Source organism: uncultured Parabacteroides sp., assembly GCF_947855115.1.
Taxonomy (GTDB): Bacteria; Bacteroidota; Bacteroidia; order Bacteroidales; family Tannerellaceae; genus Parabacteroides.
Genome location: NZ_CANTZW010000016.1, coordinates 89,320 through 105,689 on the forward strand (window position 1 = coordinate 89,320; position 16,370 = coordinate 105,689).

13 protein-coding genes and 1 pseudogene are annotated in these 16,370 nt (G+C 46.9%); 2 read left to right on the forward strand and 12 right to left on the reverse strand.

What is annotated here, in order from left to right:
- Positions 1–10 precede the first annotated feature (10 nt).
- Together Q0110_RS11235 and Q0110_RS11240 are read right to left on the reverse strand one after the other, a co-directional pair.
- Positions 11–919, reverse strand: coding sequence for a hypothetical protein (locus Q0110_RS11235; RefSeq protein ID WP_297906241.1), 909 nt, complete (start codon positions 917–919; stop codon positions 11–13).
- Between the two features lie 5 nt (positions 920–924).
- On the reverse strand, positions 925–2,382 hold the full coding sequence (locus tag Q0110_RS11240; protein WP_297906242.1) for an MBOAT family O-acyltransferase: 1,458 nt from the start codon (positions 2,380–2,382) through the stop codon (positions 925–927).
- A 119-nt stretch (positions 2,383–2,501) separates the two neighbouring features.
- On the opposite strand from Q0110_RS11240, the gene Q0110_RS11245 reads away from it, so the two are divergent.
- On the forward strand, positions 2,502–2,969 hold the full coding sequence (locus Q0110_RS11245; RefSeq protein WP_297906243.1) for a WbuC family cupin fold metalloprotein: 468 nt from the start codon (positions 2,502–2,504) through the stop codon (positions 2,967–2,969).
- 153 nt (positions 2,970–3,122) lie between these two features.
- On the opposite strand, the gene Q0110_RS11250 is transcribed toward Q0110_RS11245, so the two are convergent.
- Genes Q0110_RS11250 through metA form a run of 3 tightly spaced genes read right to left on the reverse strand, consistent with a single transcriptional unit; the run spans position 3,123 to position 6,757 of the window.
- Positions 3,123–3,941 carry a peptidylprolyl isomerase gene (locus Q0110_RS11250; protein WP_297906244.1) on the reverse strand — a complete coding sequence of 273 codons (819 nt, stop codon included), beginning with the start codon at positions 3,939–3,941 and terminating at the stop codon, positions 3,123–3,125.
- A 39-nt stretch (positions 3,942–3,980) separates the two neighbouring features.
- Complete coding sequence (locus Q0110_RS11255; RefSeq protein WP_297906245.1) at positions 3,981–5,825, reverse strand: U32 family peptidase; 1,845 nt, start codon at positions 5,823–5,825, stop codon at positions 3,981–3,983.
- Positions 5,825–6,757 carry a homoserine O-succinyltransferase gene (gene metA, locus Q0110_RS11260; RefSeq protein ID WP_297906246.1) on the reverse strand — a complete coding sequence of 311 codons (933 nt, stop codon included), beginning with the start codon at positions 6,755–6,757 and terminating at the stop codon, positions 5,825–5,827. Before metA ends, Q0110_RS11255 begins: the two co-directional genes overlap by 1 nt.
- A gap of 299 nt (positions 6,758–7,056) precedes the next feature.
- On the opposite strand from metA, the pseudogene Q0110_RS18325 reads away from it, so the two are divergent.
- A pseudogene (locus Q0110_RS18325) lies at positions 7,057–7,222 on the forward strand (HepT-like ribonuclease domain-containing protein); the annotation flags it as partial.
- A gap of 94 nt (positions 7,223–7,316) precedes the next feature.
- Here the strand turns inward: Q0110_RS18325 and Q0110_RS11265 are convergent.
- The 7 genes from Q0110_RS11265 to Q0110_RS11295 all read right to left on the reverse strand — a co-directional run bounded on the left by Q0110_RS11265 (position 7,317) and on the right by Q0110_RS11295 (position 16,369).
- Entirely contained in the window at positions 7,317–8,687 is a 1,371-nt protein-coding gene (locus tag Q0110_RS11265) for an efflux transporter outer membrane subunit (RefSeq protein WP_297906247.1), read from the reverse strand.
- Between the two features lie 128 nt (positions 8,688–8,815).
- Positions 8,816–11,932: a multidrug efflux RND transporter permease subunit gene (locus Q0110_RS11270; protein WP_297906248.1), complete on the reverse strand. Its 3,117-nt coding sequence runs from the start codon at positions 11,930–11,932 to the stop codon at positions 8,816–8,818.
- Positions 11,929–13,095 carry an efflux RND transporter periplasmic adaptor subunit gene (locus tag Q0110_RS11275; protein WP_297906249.1) on the reverse strand — a complete coding sequence of 389 codons (1,167 nt, stop codon included), beginning with the start codon at positions 13,093–13,095 and terminating at the stop codon, positions 11,929–11,931. Before Q0110_RS11275 ends, Q0110_RS11270 begins: the two co-directional genes overlap by 4 nt.
- Positions 13,096–13,370: 275 nt before the next feature.
- Positions 13,371–14,045 (reverse strand): RluA family pseudouridine synthase, encoded by a 675-nt coding sequence (locus Q0110_RS11280; RefSeq protein ID WP_297906250.1) that lies wholly within the window; start codon positions 14,043–14,045, stop codon positions 13,371–13,373.
- A gap of 1 nt (position 14,046) precedes the next feature.
- Entirely contained in the window at positions 14,047–14,793 is a 747-nt protein-coding gene (gene fabG, locus Q0110_RS11285; protein WP_297906251.1) for a 3-oxoacyl-[acyl-carrier-protein] reductase, read from the reverse strand.
- Between the two features lie 20 nt (positions 14,794–14,813).
- Positions 14,814–15,758 (reverse strand): ketoacyl-ACP synthase III, encoded by a 945-nt coding sequence (locus tag Q0110_RS11290; protein WP_297906252.1) that lies wholly within the window; start codon positions 15,756–15,758, stop codon positions 14,814–14,816.
- A gap of 17 nt (positions 15,759–15,775) precedes the next feature.
- Positions 15,776–16,369, reverse strand: a complete 594-nt coding sequence (locus tag Q0110_RS11295; RefSeq protein ID WP_005855975.1) for a TetR/AcrR family transcriptional regulator — start codon at positions 16,367–16,369, stop codon at positions 15,776–15,778.
- Position 16,370: the final 1 nt, after the last annotated feature.

The following is a 16,370-nucleotide window of genomic DNA, read 5'->3' on the forward strand; positions in this document are numbered from 1 at the left end:
TATACAAAAACTATTCCGCAATTATCCCCAAACATGTCAGGGTATCTTTTAAGAATGGAGTAAATTTATTAATACCGATTTCATTCAAATGATCAGCGTCTCTATAGCAAGAGTCTGGAAGTGACGCTGCTGTATAATTCAAATAAAAGACCATTCTATCATCTACGTATTCCCGAGCCAAAGAATCTGTCAACCGTCGATAACTCTGAGGAACCCGTTCCATATATTGAGTTGAAACAGGGGCATTATACAAAATAAGAGACAGATTCCGTTTCTTGCATTCCTCTACGATTCGTCTCAACATCCCTTGTTGAAAAGAAGATGGCAATAAACACGCACTCTTGTTATCATAATAATGACGGTCAATAATAACATCAAGTGTCCCCCCGGTCGTCTCCGTGAAAAGACACTCGATCACATTCTTTTTAATCTCAGCCACACAACTTTTGAATGGAATGCCAAATTCATATGAATACATGACTTCCCTGCGGGTTACTGAAGAAACGACCTCCTGTGCCAAAGGGCGCAAATCGTCTCGTTCCTTCAAACGGGGATAAATAGACATATAAGCCGGGAACTCATCCTGATACAAATCATCAGCCACGGTAAACGTATGATAACCTATACCTAATATCACGGTTTTTAAATGGGGAAGAAAGGGCATTTCCAAACATAAGTCGATATAAGTATTGAAATAATTCTCACTGGATTTAGCGTCATTCCTAGATTTACCCAATAGAGCGGCAGATATCGAATGCAGAGGATGAGAGTCTCCCAAAATCAATACCTCCACTTCCGGATCACTCTTAAAATCGGGTATGCTCATATGAAAATAAGAGCGGATCAACAGGCAACTAAGCAACCCTAAACATCCTACCACCCCTAAATACCGGAATATAGCGACAAAGAACCTTCTCATACTTATCAGAATTGAAAATAAATAAAACCTTGTGGATTACTAGCATCGAAACCATAGATGATAATCAACAATACCGTATAGATAACATATCTAACCGGAAGGCTCAGGCCCTCTATCACCAACCCATGCGCTTGTTTTCGGCCGATCCATTCCACAGCGAACATAAGAGTCGTGAAAAAGAAACATTTCTTCAGCAGGAGTTGCCCGAATCCCAAGCCCGTAAATTGAGGAACCGAGAATAATGAAGTATCGAACATCCGTTCAAAATAGATAACCGCTTGCGATATATCTTCCGACCGGAACAGAATCCATCCCAATAAGACCAGCAGAAACGTAACTCCCATCTGTGTCAATTCCTTTACAGAGGGAAGGAAACTGTCCTCTGCCACGGAATCTCTATACCTCCTATTTTGTCCCAACAACAGCAATGGCAGAAATAACAACGCATGATACGCACCCCATACCATAAAAGTCCAGTTAGCCCCGTGCCAGAATCCACTCACCAAGAAAATAGCAAGGGTATTCCGGAAGCTCTTCCATTTTCCACCCCGGCTTCCTCCTAACGGTATATAGATATAATCCCGGAACCAAGTTGTCAACGAGATATGCCAACGCCGCCAAAACTCCGCTATATCCCGGGAGAAATAAGGATATTTAAAGTTCTGCATAAGGTCTATACCAAATAACCGGGCACAGCCGATCGCTATGTCCGAATATCCGGAAAAATCCCCGTAAATCTGTATCGTGAAGAAGAAAGCCCCCAGAAACAAGGTACTCCCATCCAACGTCTGGTAATTATCAAACACACCGTTCACGAACAAAGCGCAGTTATCGGCAACCACCACTTTCTTGAAAAAACCCCAAAGTATCTGGCGTATACCATCCAACGCCAGATCACAATCGAAATTACGAGGCCGCAGAAACTGAGGCAACAGATGGGTAGCCCGTTCTATCGGACCTGCCACTAATTGGGGAAAGAAACTGATATAAGCGAAGAATGCCACGATATCACGAGTTGCCTTGATTTTACCCTGGTAAACATCAATCGTGTAGCTCAAGGCCTGAAACGTATAAAAGCTGATCCCGACAGGAAGTAAGATATTCAAGGTCACGTAATCGGCATCCCAGCTCAACAGATGAAGAACATTCACCAAATTCTCGGTAAAGAAATCAAAGTACTTAAATATTCCCAAGATTGAAAGGTTAAGTAAAATATTACCGGCACTTATCCACTTTCGGACGGATCGATTACCGGAGTATTTCTCCAAATAGAATCCACTCAAGAAGCTACATAACGATGTAAATAGGATCAGTAGCAAAAAGCGCCAATCCCACCATCCGTAAAACAGATAACTCACCGCTACCACAAATAGATTTTGCCACCGCAAAGACTTGAAAACAAACCAGTAAGCAAAGAAGACCAATGGCAGGAATATAAGGAACTCTATTGAATTAAATAACATAAATACTTAATTTTCAGACTCGAGAATACGTATCATCGAGGCGCAAAGGTAAGGAATATCAGATACTGAGCAACAAATATTTCGTATATTCGTAGCTCTAAACACAAAAGGATACAGAGATGAAGATAATCAACGAACAATTACTCGACGAGACCCAAGCCAAAGCCTTGCAGTCTCCCCGCTTGCGAATGAACTATAATTTCCATGAGAGATTGGATGATCCGATCAATCGATTACTGAATGCCATGGAGCCTGGAACGTATTTACGCCCGCACCAGCATTTGAATCCGGCGAAAGACGAGATCTTCTTGTTGCTACGTGGGAAGGTAGCGGTATTCTTGTTTGACGAGGAAGGAAATATCACGGAAAAAACGATACTGAATCCAAGGGAAGGCGCTTATGGAGCGGAAATCAAGGCCGGGACATGGCACGGGCTTCTGGTACTGGAATCCGGATCGGTTATTTATGAGATAAAACAAGGGCCGTTCGCACCGTTGGCACCGGAGAATCTAGCGTCTTGGAGTCCTGAAGCGGAAGATACAGAAGGAGTAAAGAAATATCTGGAATGGCTCGAAAGCCAAGTATAACCAATAAGGCTTTTTGTATAATTAACTAACAATTAGCATCGTAAAACAAGAGTTATCCGGCGGTTTCAACAATACCCATTCCAAGGGAATACGAATGCCTATTGTAAGCTCCTTAGAATAGGCATCGTAAGCACCTTAGAATGGGCATTGTTATTATTTCTGGAAAACCTTCGTCGATTTAATCATCACGTCACGCAAAGGACGATCGTTCTTATCCGTCTTCACCACGGAGATCTTCTCTACGATATCGAAACCTTCCACTACCTCGCCAAAGATCGTTACCGAACCATCCAGATGCGGGACACCACCGATCGTCTTATAAACCTCACGCCGTTCGGCAGGAATCACCACCGGGCCTAATACCGCCAGCGTATCCTCTACCAAGATGGACGCACGGGCATGCAACTCATTCTCCAAGGAATCGGCGGCCAAGGAAGGATCTTGCTTTTTCAGCTCATCCCGGAATTTATAGTACAACCAGTTCCGTCGTATCTCATTGATACGGGCCTCTTTCTCCGCAAGTTCCTTGTCGTCCAATACTTTCCCTTGCACAAAGCAGAATTGCGTACCGGCAGAGGCACGTTCCGGATTCACGGCATCGATCTCTTTCGCGTCGATCAATGCGCCTTTCTTATTAAAATGATTGGGCAATATTTCGGCGGGAACGGTATAACCACCATTGCCATCCCCATACAAGGCACCCGGCTCATGCGCCTTACTCTCCGGGTCACCCCCTTGCACGACAAACTCCTTGATAACACGGTGGAAAAGCATGCCCTCATACTCGTTCGACTGGCAAAGCTTGATAAAGTTATCCCGGTGAAGAGGCGTATCATCGTATAACAGGACGGTGATGTCTCCCTTCGTCGTCTTGATTTTCACATATACGGGTTTATTCGGATCCAAAGGCTTATCCCCACAAGCTACCAACGTGAGCAAGAGCAGGAACAGCGCAAAAAGTTGTCGTTTCATACCTGTTTTATTTATCGGATTAAGTAGTTACAAAGTCGGTTATTCCTCCGCATAGATCAACATCTGGCAATTCTTGCAGTCGAAACACAAACGCAAGAGCGTCTCCTTATAGCGCAGGAAGTAAGGCTCCTTATAGGGAGACTTCTGTTTCTGGTAAGTAGGGCACCACCCCATACTGTACCGCAGGCAATGTTTCGTGAACATCAAGGGGACATCCTTACGGGGAGACAACTCGAAAGCCTCTTCCACGACGGTCACGCCATGCGATTTATAAAAGACGCCGGCCTTGCTATTGGAGACATTCCCTAAATAAGTCAACTGTTTCTCGGGGAAAGGGATTTCCGATGCCTCGCCTACGCACGGCTTTATCGGACGAACCTCTTCCCTGCGGTAACGAATCCTACGGGCAGAAATAAGCCTTTCTACCCCTTGCCTACGCATCTCTGCCAATAAAGAAGAAGGAACAAACCAATTGTCGGACATCGCCACGGCAACTTCCGAAGCCTCGAAAGGCGTATTCCCCAACTTAGAAAGCTGGGTACGGATATTCTCCACCTGATCCCGCCGTGCCGGTTCTTTCTCGAACGGCTGGGTGAGCATGATACGAGCTCCGGTCTCGTCCGTCATACTCAACGTAAAACCAAAGGCGTTATCTTGAAATTCCATCCGGACAGAGAGCTTTCTCTCGGCAGATGGCTTGGATAGCAGTTTATCAAACTCTTGATCGAAATTCCGGAACAAAGGCATCTTCGGACGGATCGCCGGGCGATCCAGCGTAAAGATCCGGTTCGCCTCCACACGGTTTACCCGGAAACCCTCCAACTCCCCTTTCTCGTTAAAAAAGGTAAGACCGTCTCCATTATTCAATTGTTTCAGTCCGGCGATCGTAAAAGAGTTTCCTTTCAGCTCTTTCACCGTGCCTACCGGTTCCCCCAAGGATTTAGGCGTATCAAAACTGGTGATATCTTTCGTGCGTTCCTTCCATAAGAAAGGCGTGAAACCCCGGTTGAAGCTTTTCTCCACCACGGGCTGGAACGTGTACGTGCTATGCCCCGCCGAGGCACGACGGTATTCCGGCCGACGAGCCAAGATAGCGTCCAGTTTCTTCCGGTACCAAGCCGTTACGTTTTTCACGTAAGATACGTCCTTCAAACGCCCCTCGATCTTCAAGGAAGAGACGCCGGCATCCAGCAATTCCTCCAGGTATTCGCCCCGGTTCATATCCTTCAAGGATAAGAGGTGCTTACCCGATACGATCTCCTTCCCGTCCGCATCGATCAAGCTATAAGGCAGGCGGCAATACTGGGCGCATTCCCCCCGGTTAGCGCTTCGTCCGCTCAAAGCGGCGCTCAAGTAACATTGGCCGCTATAACTCACGCATAGCGCCCCATGCACAAAAATCTCCAGAGGCACGGTCGTTCGCTCGGCGATCTCCCGTATCTGGTTCAGCGATAGTTCCCTCGCCAATACAACTTGCGTGAAACCGACTTCTTGCAGGAATCTCACTTTCTCCGGCGTACGGTTATCCGTTTGCGTACTGGCATGCAAGGGAATGGGTGGAAGATTCAACCGGGTGATACCCATGTCTTGAATGATCAAGGCATCTGCCCCGGCTTCATAAAGCTGCCAGATCATCTGCTCGGCCTCAGCTAGCTCGTTTTCTTTCAAGATAGTGTTCAAAGCCACGTAAATACGAGCCGAATAGAGATGGGCGTAATCGCAAAGCTGCCGTATATCGTCCAGCGTATTACCAGCGGCGGCACGAGCTCCGAACTTCGGGGCGCCGATATACACGGCATCAGCGCCATGGTTAATCGCCTCCCTACCGCAAATCAGATCCTTAGCGGGAGATAACAGTTCTATCGAACGGGGTTCTTTTCTCATTACAAGCTTCCTAGTTTTTTAATATCTTCCCGGCAGAACGGGGTCTCTTGGTATACGTAATAGTTCAACCAATTGGTGAACAGCAGGTTCGCATGTCCCCGCCAACGTACCACCGGACCTTGCGCCGGATCGTTATTCCGGTAATAATTACGAGGCTTGTTGATGGGCAGTCCCTTCCCCAAATCACGCATATACTCATCATTCAGCGTATAAGGCGAATACTCGGAATGTCCGGTGATGAAAAACTCACGCCCGCCACGAGCCATCGCCATATAAACGCCGGATTCCTCGCTCTCGGACAATAGGGTCAGCTCAGGCACCTTCATGATGTCCTCCCGGCGAATCTCGGTATGACGGCTATGGGGCACGAAGAACTCATCATCGAATCCTCGGAAGATCGGGACAAACGGTTCCCGGAGCGAATGACGGAAGACACCGAACATCTTGGCCGGCAAATCATATTTAGGTACCCCATAGAAATGATATAGCCCCGCTTGCGCCGCCCAGCAGATATACAGCGTGGAGGTAACGTGCGTACGGGCCCAATCGAAGATCTGCGTGATCTCCTCCCAGTAACTAACCTCCTCGAAAGGCATCTGTTCCACGGGAGCGCCCGTCACGATCATCCCGTCGTAGAAATCATCCGCCATCTCATCGAAGTCCTTATAAAACTCTTGCATATGCTCGATAGGCGTATTCTTCGGCGTATGTCCCTTGATCTTCATGAAATCAAGTTCCACTTGCAGAGGTGTATTACTGAGGAGGCGAACCAAGTCCGTCTCGGTCGTTATCTTAAGGGGCATCAAATTCAATACGACTACCCGAAGGGGGCGGATATCCTGCTCCGACGCACGCAAGGAATCCATTACGAAGATATGTTCCTTCTTCAGCAGCTCGATAGCCGGTAAGTTCTTTTGTAAATTTAATGGCATTCTATCTCTGATTATTTATATGAGCGCGAAGATAAGGAGAATTTTCTCATTATCGCTTATACTTCGCCGGCATGATCTCCTTGTTTTGTACCCATAACAAGATACCATTTTCCGCTCAGGATCAATAAAGATGTATTTAAAACGCTTAAAGAACTTCATGCCTATCAACTTTCTTTTGGTAGCTTCCGAACGGTATGATGACAATAACGCTTACCTGCATTAACATGGTAATAATTTTTCTAAGTTTGCGTTTCTGTGTTTGTCTCCTATTTTTAGATTTTCGCAATATATGAACTTTAATCCCGATCACCAATTCCCGAAAGATAGTGGATGCCCGTTATTACATTCATACATGGTTATGACAGTCTATCTGTTGATATTCTTTGGAGTATTGTTGTCAACCATCTGCTTTCATTAAAGCAAGAGGTTGATATTTTACTTGATACACAATTAAAAAGCGAATGAAATATGCCCCGTAAATCAATGGAATACGAAGTGGATTCCATTGATTTACGGGGCATTCCATTGAGATAGATTCCTCTATGAGAAGGATATGCTATCAAAACCCACCCCCTAAAGCCTTATACAGGTATACCACCGACAGCAGCTCATCCAATACAGCATCATTCAAACCAATTTGGGCATCCAGCAAACCACGCTGAGCGTCCAATACGTCCATATAGCTGATAACCCCGTTGATATATTGCAGTTGGGCGAGTTCCAGATATTTACTGGCAGAAGCTTCCAGGTTCATGCGGGAGGCACGGATCTCCTTCACCTTACGGACGGTCACGATAGCGTTGTTCACCTCCTTGAAAGCTCCTAATACGCTCTTCTCATAACTATATACCTCTTGCTCATAACGAGCTTTCGCCGCTTTCACTTTCGCCTTGTTCTTTCCCATGGCAAAGATCGGCTGTAACAAGTTTCCAGCGATAAAACCGGCCGGGCTCTTCAATATTTCGCTTAGTTCATTACTCTCGAAACCATAATAGCTTGTCAAACGGATCTTCGGGAATAGGTCCGTCTGCGCTACACCTACTTGGGCATTTGCCGCCCGGAGCTTAAATTCCGCTTGGCGCATATCCGGGCGACGCTCCAATAAAGAGGAAGGCAACCCTACTGGTAGGGTATCCGGCAAACGCTGGTCGCTCAAAGACAAGCCACGAGGAATGTCATCCGTATATTCGCCCAACAACATGCAAAGATCGCTCTCCTTGATCTTGATCTGACGCTCCAATGAAGGGATCAATGTCTCAGTACGAGCCAACTCCACCATAGCCTGGTTATATGCCGTCTCGGAAGTAAGTCCACCCTCGTAACGAAGTTTTGCCAAGCGAACTCCTTCACGACGTGCCTCCAAGGTTTGTTGCACAATCGATAATTCTTGATCTAAGGCGCAAAGTTGATAATAATTAGCGGCAACCTCGGCAATGATGGTCAATCGCAAAGCACGCTGGCCCTCTACAGTCTGCATATAAGAAGCGATAGTGGCCTCGTTCGCCCAACGAAGATTACCCCACAAATCCAATTCCCAAGACAAAGTCAACTTCGCCCCAAACTCAGGATCAGGGCTCGGATTATCACCTCCATAGTTCAAACGTTCTTTTTCCGCATAAATACTTGCGCCTACCGCCGGCAACATATTAGCGAAAGAAATCCGCTTAGCCGCGATCATCTCTTTAACCTTAGCAGCGGCGATCTTCATATCTTTGTTATTATCCAAAGCCTTCCTGATCAAATCTTTTAAGGTCTCATCGGCGTAAAGACTCTCCCAAGAGATATCCTCCACAGATGCCGTATCAGTCGTATCCGTATAAGCCTCGATCTTATCCGGCAGGTTTAGCTCCGGACGTACATACCTCTTTCCGATCTTACAGGAAGAGAAAGCCAGCATAGAAAACACGCATACTATCAATATATTTCTCATACTATTATCTATTTTATTTGTAGAGACGGAGCATGCCCCGTCTTATCCCCTCAACGAGATATCCCAATTTACTTTCAGACTATAGGAGACAGGGCGTGCCCCATCTCTACAATTAGATGTTTCAAAAATTATCGCTTCGCGATATGGACCATCCGCATTTTACCTTTTATCTTATAAATCAAGACAAAGAAGAAAGGTACCAATACGATACCGACCGTAATCGCTACCAACATACCAAAGAACACACCCGTACCGATACTATGGCGGGAAGCCGAGCCCGGTCCACTGGCCAACACCATCGGAAGCATACCCAACACGAAAGCCAACGAGGTCATCAAGATCGGACGGAAACGCATCTGGGCGGCATGGATAGCGGCTTTTACCACATCTACCCCATTATCAACTTGTACTTTGGCAAACTCAACGATCAAGATAGCGTTTTTCGCTGCCAAACCGATCAAGGTAACCAAACCGATCTGGAAATAAATATCGTTTTCCAATCCAGTTAACCAGATACCCAAGTAAGCGCCCAAGGTCGCGACTGGCAAAGAGAGCAACACGGCGATCGGCACGATCCAGCTCTCATACTGAGCGGCCAAGAATAAAAAGACAAATAAGAATACCAACGCCAAGACAAACCCGGTCTGTCCACCGGCCTGTTTCTCCTGATAAGAAAGACCGCTCCATTCCAGACCGATATTCTCGGGCAGATGTTCCCTTGCGATCCTTTCCATCGCCGCCATCGCCTCACCCGTACTATACCCCGGAGCAGCTACGGCATTGATCGAAGCCGTGGTAAACATATTGAAACGCTTAATCGTTCCCGGCCCGGTCGTGTATTGTGTCGTGCCCAAGGCTGTTAACGGAACCATAGCTCCATCCTGGCTACGTACAAAGAACAAATCCAGATTATCGCGGGTAGCCCGGTAAGGAGCTTCCGCTTGGATGTATACACGGTAAATACGGTTGAACATATTAAAGTCGTTCACATATACGGAACCCAAATAAGCTTTCATGGTAGAGAAGATATCAGACAACGGGATACCGAGGAATTTCGCCTGATCACGGTCTACGTCAAAATACAACTGAGGTATATCGCTCTGCATGGCAGACGACACGCTTTGAAGCTCTGGCGCTTGCGAAGCGTAATGCAGGAATGTATCCGTGGCACTCACCAGATTATCCCAACTGGCATCTCCCCGGGCCTCCAACTGCATTTCCAGCCCACCACTCTCGCCCAGACCCGGAATTACCGGCGGACGATTCACATAAGCCTTAGCTTCCGGGTAATAATAAAACTCATGGCGGGCATCGGCCATCACATCCTCCACCTTCATACCGGAGGATTTACGCTCTTCCCACGGTTTCAGTATCACCGTCAGCGTAGCTCGTCCTTGGTTTGTCCCGACACGAGGGCTGCTACCCGTCACGTTCTGCACATAGGCCACCGCCGGATGATGATCGAGGAATTCGATCGCACGGTTTGTCACGGCACGCGTACGCTCCAAAGTAGTACCTTCCGGCATCTCCAGCTCGACAGTGAAAAAACCCTGGTCTTCCTCTGGGATAAAACTAGTAGGTAATCCTCGGTTTAAGATAAAGATAGCGACCAACACCATACCAAACCCCGCCAAGATACGACGAGGGTTGGAGATAGAGATACCCAATAGTTTCGTATATTTCTTATTCCCCTTTGCCAACCACAAATTGATCCAGCGAAAGATGAATGGTTTCTTCTTATGAGACGGACGCAAGATAATAGCACACATCGCCGGGCTCAACGTCAAGGCCACTACCGTGGATAACAACACGGAAACTACGATCGTAACAGAGAATTGACGATATAGCTGGCCCGTGATTCCTCCTAAAAAACTCACCGGCACGAACACGGCGGCTAATACCATGGAAGTAGCGATCAAAGCTCCGGATAATTCCCGCATCGCCTTATGCGTGGCTTCACGGGCAGTCATCCGCTCCTCGGCCATGATACGCTCCACATTCTCCACCACCACGATGGCATCGTCCACAACGATACCGATCGCCAAAATCAATCCCAGTAAAGTAAGCATGTTCAACGAGAAACCAAAGATCAACATGAAACCGAACGTACCGATCAAAGAGATAGGCACGGCGATTGTAGGGATCAAGGCCGCACGCCAGTTCTGCAATGATAAGAATACCACGAGAACTACCAAGAACAAAGCTTCGAACAAGGTCTTATACACCTCATGCACGGATTGGGAAATATACTCCGTCATATCAAACGGGAAATTATACTCCAAGCCTTCCGGGAAATTCTCGCTGATTTCCGTCATCGCCTCTTTCACCTTCGTGGCCACCTCCAGCGCATTCGCTCCCGGCAGCATATAAATACCTAAGATAGCGGCATTCTTTCCGTTAATTCCACTCTCCGTAGAATAAGAAGAAGCTTCCAGCGATACACGGGCCACATCACTCATCCGGACAATCGAACCATCCGGATTCGCCCTTATCACGATATCCTCAAACTCCTTTACGGTAGACAAACGTCCCGGAGCCGTAATTGGCAAGGTGACATCTACGTCCAGCACAGGCTGCTTACCCAACTCGCCCGCCGCCGATTCCCGGTTCTGGTCTTTTAAAGCATCCTGCAAATCCTTCACCGTCAGTCCCATATTGGCCAACCGATCCGGATATACCCAGATCTGCATACCATAATAACGGCTACCGATATTCGATACACGGCCCACACCCGGGATACGGCGTAATACGTCTAATACATTGATCGTGGCAAAATTACTTAAATAGATCTCGTCAAACTTCGGATCGTCCGACATCAAACTCAAAGTCATCAACTGGCTGGGTGCTTGCTTCTCAATCGTGATACCATTCTGGATTACCTCGGCGGGCAAACGGCTCTCGGCCAATTTCACACGATTCTGGATCTCAACAGCCGCCAGATCTGCGTCAGCGGATATATCAAACGTCACTGTAATATTCAAGTTACCCGAGTTCGAGCTACTACTTTGCATATAAATCATACCCGGCGTACCATTCAGCTCTTGCTCGATCGGGGTAGCGACAGCCTGAGATACCGTCAAGGCACTCGCTCCCGGATAAGTAGCGCTGATCTTCACCACGGGGGGGGTTATCTGCGGATATTGGTCTACAGGCAACAATATCAGTCCGATGATTCCGACAATCACGATCAGGATTGATAAGACAGTCGAAAAGACTGGACGGTCTATAAAAAATCCCGGTCTCATTGTTCCTCCTCCTCTCTAAGCGCCTGGATAGCCTTCTCATCATCGGCATCTATCGCATGAGCCTTCACTCCCGGTACCAACTTATGATAACCTTCCACCACTACTCGTTCATTCTCACCCAAACCGCGTTCGATCACGACCTTGTTACCGATTTCCGGGCCGGTCTGCACGAAACGCTTCTCAGCTATATTGTCCCTGCGGATGATATAAATAAACGCTCCTCCTTTCTCGATCGAAAGAGCTTTCCGGGGAACCACGATCGAGCGCTCGCGAACATCTAGTAAAAGTTTCACCTTCGTGAACTGTCCGGGAAGTAATTTCTGGTTCGGATTAGCAAGTTCTGCACGCACTCCGAACGTACCGGTCTTCGGGTCTACCAACGGATCGGCGAAATCCACGATACCTTTTACCGGATATTCCGAATCATCTGCCAAAGTAACAGTCACGGTTGGTTGCCAAGAACGGGTCGTATCTCGCTCGCCAAATTTCACGTTACGACGCTCGGCGCGTAAATAATCCAAAGCAGTCATCTTAAAATCGACCAGTACCGTATCACTCTTCACGACAGCCGCCAACTTCGAGTTGACTCCCGGACCGACCAAAGCGCCTACATCCACAAAACGCTCACTTATATATCCAGACAGAGGTGAAGTCACTACCGTATAGCTCAACTCCATCTCCGCTTGATCCAGATCCGCCTTGCTCATGGCGATATTCGCCTCAGCATCCTCTAGGGCAGCCGTAGCGTTATCCAAATCCAATTGGCTCGCGGCATGCTGCTCGTACAAGGGTTTCAGACGCTCCACATCACGTCTCGCCTTGGCCGCTTGAGCTTGATTTTTTTTCAATTGGGCTTTCGCTTTCTCTACTCTAGCACGATATTTATCAGGATTAATCATAAACAGGGGCTCATTCAGCTTCACCCGCTTACCTTCTTCAAACAACATTTTCTCCAAGAATCCCTCCACACGGGCATGTACCTCGACAAAACTGGCGGCACGGATACGTCCCACGTACTCGCCATAAATCTGTACGTCTTCTTTTGAGGGTTTGTCTACGATCACGATGGGTAATTGTTGCTCCTCCTTTTGGCGGCAACCCGTCATCGCTACTACTAGGGCTATCAAGATAACCTGTACTTTTGCCAGTCTTTTCCTGCTCATTCTACCTATATAAATTACTTATGTCACATTTGCCATTTAATAAAGAAAGAATCATTCCATTTTCCCCGAAGGTATCGATAATTAACGTTACTTTACTTTAGAACAAATCACATAGCGTTTATGTTAACATTTATACCAAAATCCAGAAGTGCCCCGCTGGGGAATAAATCCACAGCTAACCGGGGAAATCTACAGTTGAAAACAAAAAATCCTTCCGAATGAAATATTTTTCCATCCGAAAGGATCTCACTGATATCAGGCCTTAATCTATTCTCTTATCGATCACCCGACAGCGCTCTCCACAAATTATCATCCGGTACGGGAGCGACAATCCTCACGTTTTCTTTCGAGACCGGATGGATAAACTCTGCGCTACGGGCATGCAAGCTAATACCTCCATCCTTATTGGAGCGATCAAAACCATATTTCAAATCTCCCTTGATCGGACATCCCATCTTTGCCAACTGGCAACGAATCTGATGGTGCCGTCCTGTCTTCAAATCAATCTCCAGCAGATAATAATTATCCGAATGAGCGATCAATTTATAACGCAGGATGGCTTTCTTGGCATTCGCCCGCTCGGAATCATACGCATAACTCTTGTTTTGCCTCTCGTTCCGCACTAACCAGTCTACCAACTCGCCTTCCTCCTGCGGGGGACGATTCTTGACAATCGCCCAGTAAGTCTTTTTCACCTCACCGGTGCGAAACATCTCGTTTAAGCGGGTCAAGGCCTTGCTTGTCTTAGCGAAAATCACGACTCCACTGACCGGACGATCCAGACGATGCGTGACACCGATAAAAACATTACCGGGCTTGCAATACTTCTCCTTCAACCATACCTTCAGCATTTCCGAAAGAGGTTTATCGCCCGTCTTGTCTCCTTGCACGATCTCACGGCAGGTCTTATCTACCGCTATAATATGATTATCCTCGTAAATAACCTCCATATTACATGTTCATACCGCCATCAACCTGGATCACCTGTCCGGATACATAAGAAGACATATCCGAAGCCAAGAAAGTAGCGATATTAGCCACATCCTCGACCGTACCACCGCGGCGCAAAGGAATCTTCTTGCACCACTCCGCACGTACTTCCTCAGACAACTGGGCGGTCATGTCCGTAATGATGAATCCCGGAGCGATAGCGTTCGCACGGATACCTCGTGAACCCAGCTCCTGGGCTACAGACTTAGCCAAACCGATCATACCCGCCTTGGAAGCAGAGTAATTCGCTTGTCCAGCGTTACCATGAACACCTACGACAGAAGACATATTGATAATACTACCCGCACGCTGTTTCATCATGACCGGAGTACAAGCGTGGATAAAGTTGAAAGCAGACTTCAAGTTCACGTTCAACACAGCATCCCACTGTCCCTCACTCATACGCATCATCAAACCGTCTTTCGTGATACCGGCATTGTTCACCAAGATATCAATACGTCCGAAGTCTTTCAATATCTCTGCAACAACGTTATGAGTCTCCTCAAAATTAGCGGCATTAGAAGCATACCCCTTAGCCTTCACACCACAAGCCTCGATCTCGGCTTGGGTAGCCAAACCATTCTCATCGATCACCAAATCCGTGAAAGCGATGTTAGCGCCCTCTTGGGCAAACTTCAAGGCGATAGCCTTACCAATACCACGAGCAGCACCCGTTACGATAGCCACTTTACCTTCTAATAGTTTCATATTACTCAAATTTTTTAATATCAATGTTTAATCAAGCAAGCTCCCGTTGAATAGCCACCACCGAATACCGTGATAGCGATCAAATCGTCTTTCTTGAAATTTTTATCGTTCTGAGCATATACCAAAGCCGAACTTACGGAACCCGTATTTCCCAGTTCCTCGATATTATGCAAAAATTTCTCGTCCGGCAAGCTCAATTGCTTAGCAATATTCGCCATGATACGCATATTCGCCTGATGACCAATAAAATAAGTAAGATCATCCAGCGTGTAGCCGTTCTTCTCCAATAAATAAAGAACATTCTTCGGCATATACGTACAAGCTTGAATAAATACGTCACGTCCTTCCGGCATCAAGATACCACCGTCACGAGGACGCAGATGAACCGCCTCCATAGCTTTCGACAAATAGCCGAGACCTTGGGTGTAAACCTCTATGATCTCAGCGTCATCCTCACCGATCCGTTCCTTCGAGATAAAGAAAGCGGCGGCGGCATCCCCCCATAAGTGGCCCGCCTTCGGATCCGTCTCATTATAATAAGCAGAGTTCTTATCGGCAGAAAGCACCAAAGCCTTGGTAGCCTTCCCCATGGCGAAATACCCCTCCACAACCTCCAATGCGTTCAAAAAAGAAGAACAAGCAGAAGATAGATATAAAGCTTTCGCATCAGCGATAGTGTACACATGTTGAACCGTATGTGCGGCTGTCGCAACTGTATCATACGGAGAATACGATGCGGAGACGATCAAGTCTACCTCCGTAATATCGTACGGCAATTTGGGAAGTGCATCTTTCACGGCCTCAAGGCTCATGGTATTGATATTCTCTTCCTCCTTAGCTTTTGAGCGGGTGTGAATTCCCGTCCGTTGCTCAATCCACTCACTAGTTAATCCGTTCAATTCAAGAAAATGTTGGTTATCTACCCGTTCTTCAGGCACATAAAACCCTGTCGCATTAATAAACATTCCTTAGTGTCTTTGATTTACTTAATCTTTATTCCGTTGAATATTAAATTCATCACATTATCTCTACGCTTAATCCGCTGGCTGATATTATCCCCCATGATTCCTCGAATATAGGGCACCTCCAGTCCTTTCAAGGCATGATGAAGCACCAGGGCAGTAATGTCCGTATCCGGCATGCTGAATATACCTTCTTTCACGCCGTCATCCAATATACCCTTTATGATCTCCACTTCTCGCAGGTCGAAACTTTTACGGACTTTCTCCACTCGCCATATATCACGGAAAAAGGTGGCTCTCAACGTACCATTCCGAAACACTAACGCCTTCACCGCATCTAAACGGCTATAGATAAACGTTAGCAACTTCTCATCAGCCGGCAAGTCCTTACTGGCTACGTCTACTAACATTTTATGAAGCTGGTCAAGCTCAGACTCCACGACCGCCAAATAGATCTCGTTTTTACTTTTAAAGTATGTATAAAGCGTACGTCTCCCCTTACGAGATGCCTGTGCAATATCGTTCATCGTTGTGTTATCAACTCCCATGCGGGCAAACAATTGTCTGGCCACATCCACCAACATGTCACGTGTTTTAGAAACTGTCATCGGCATT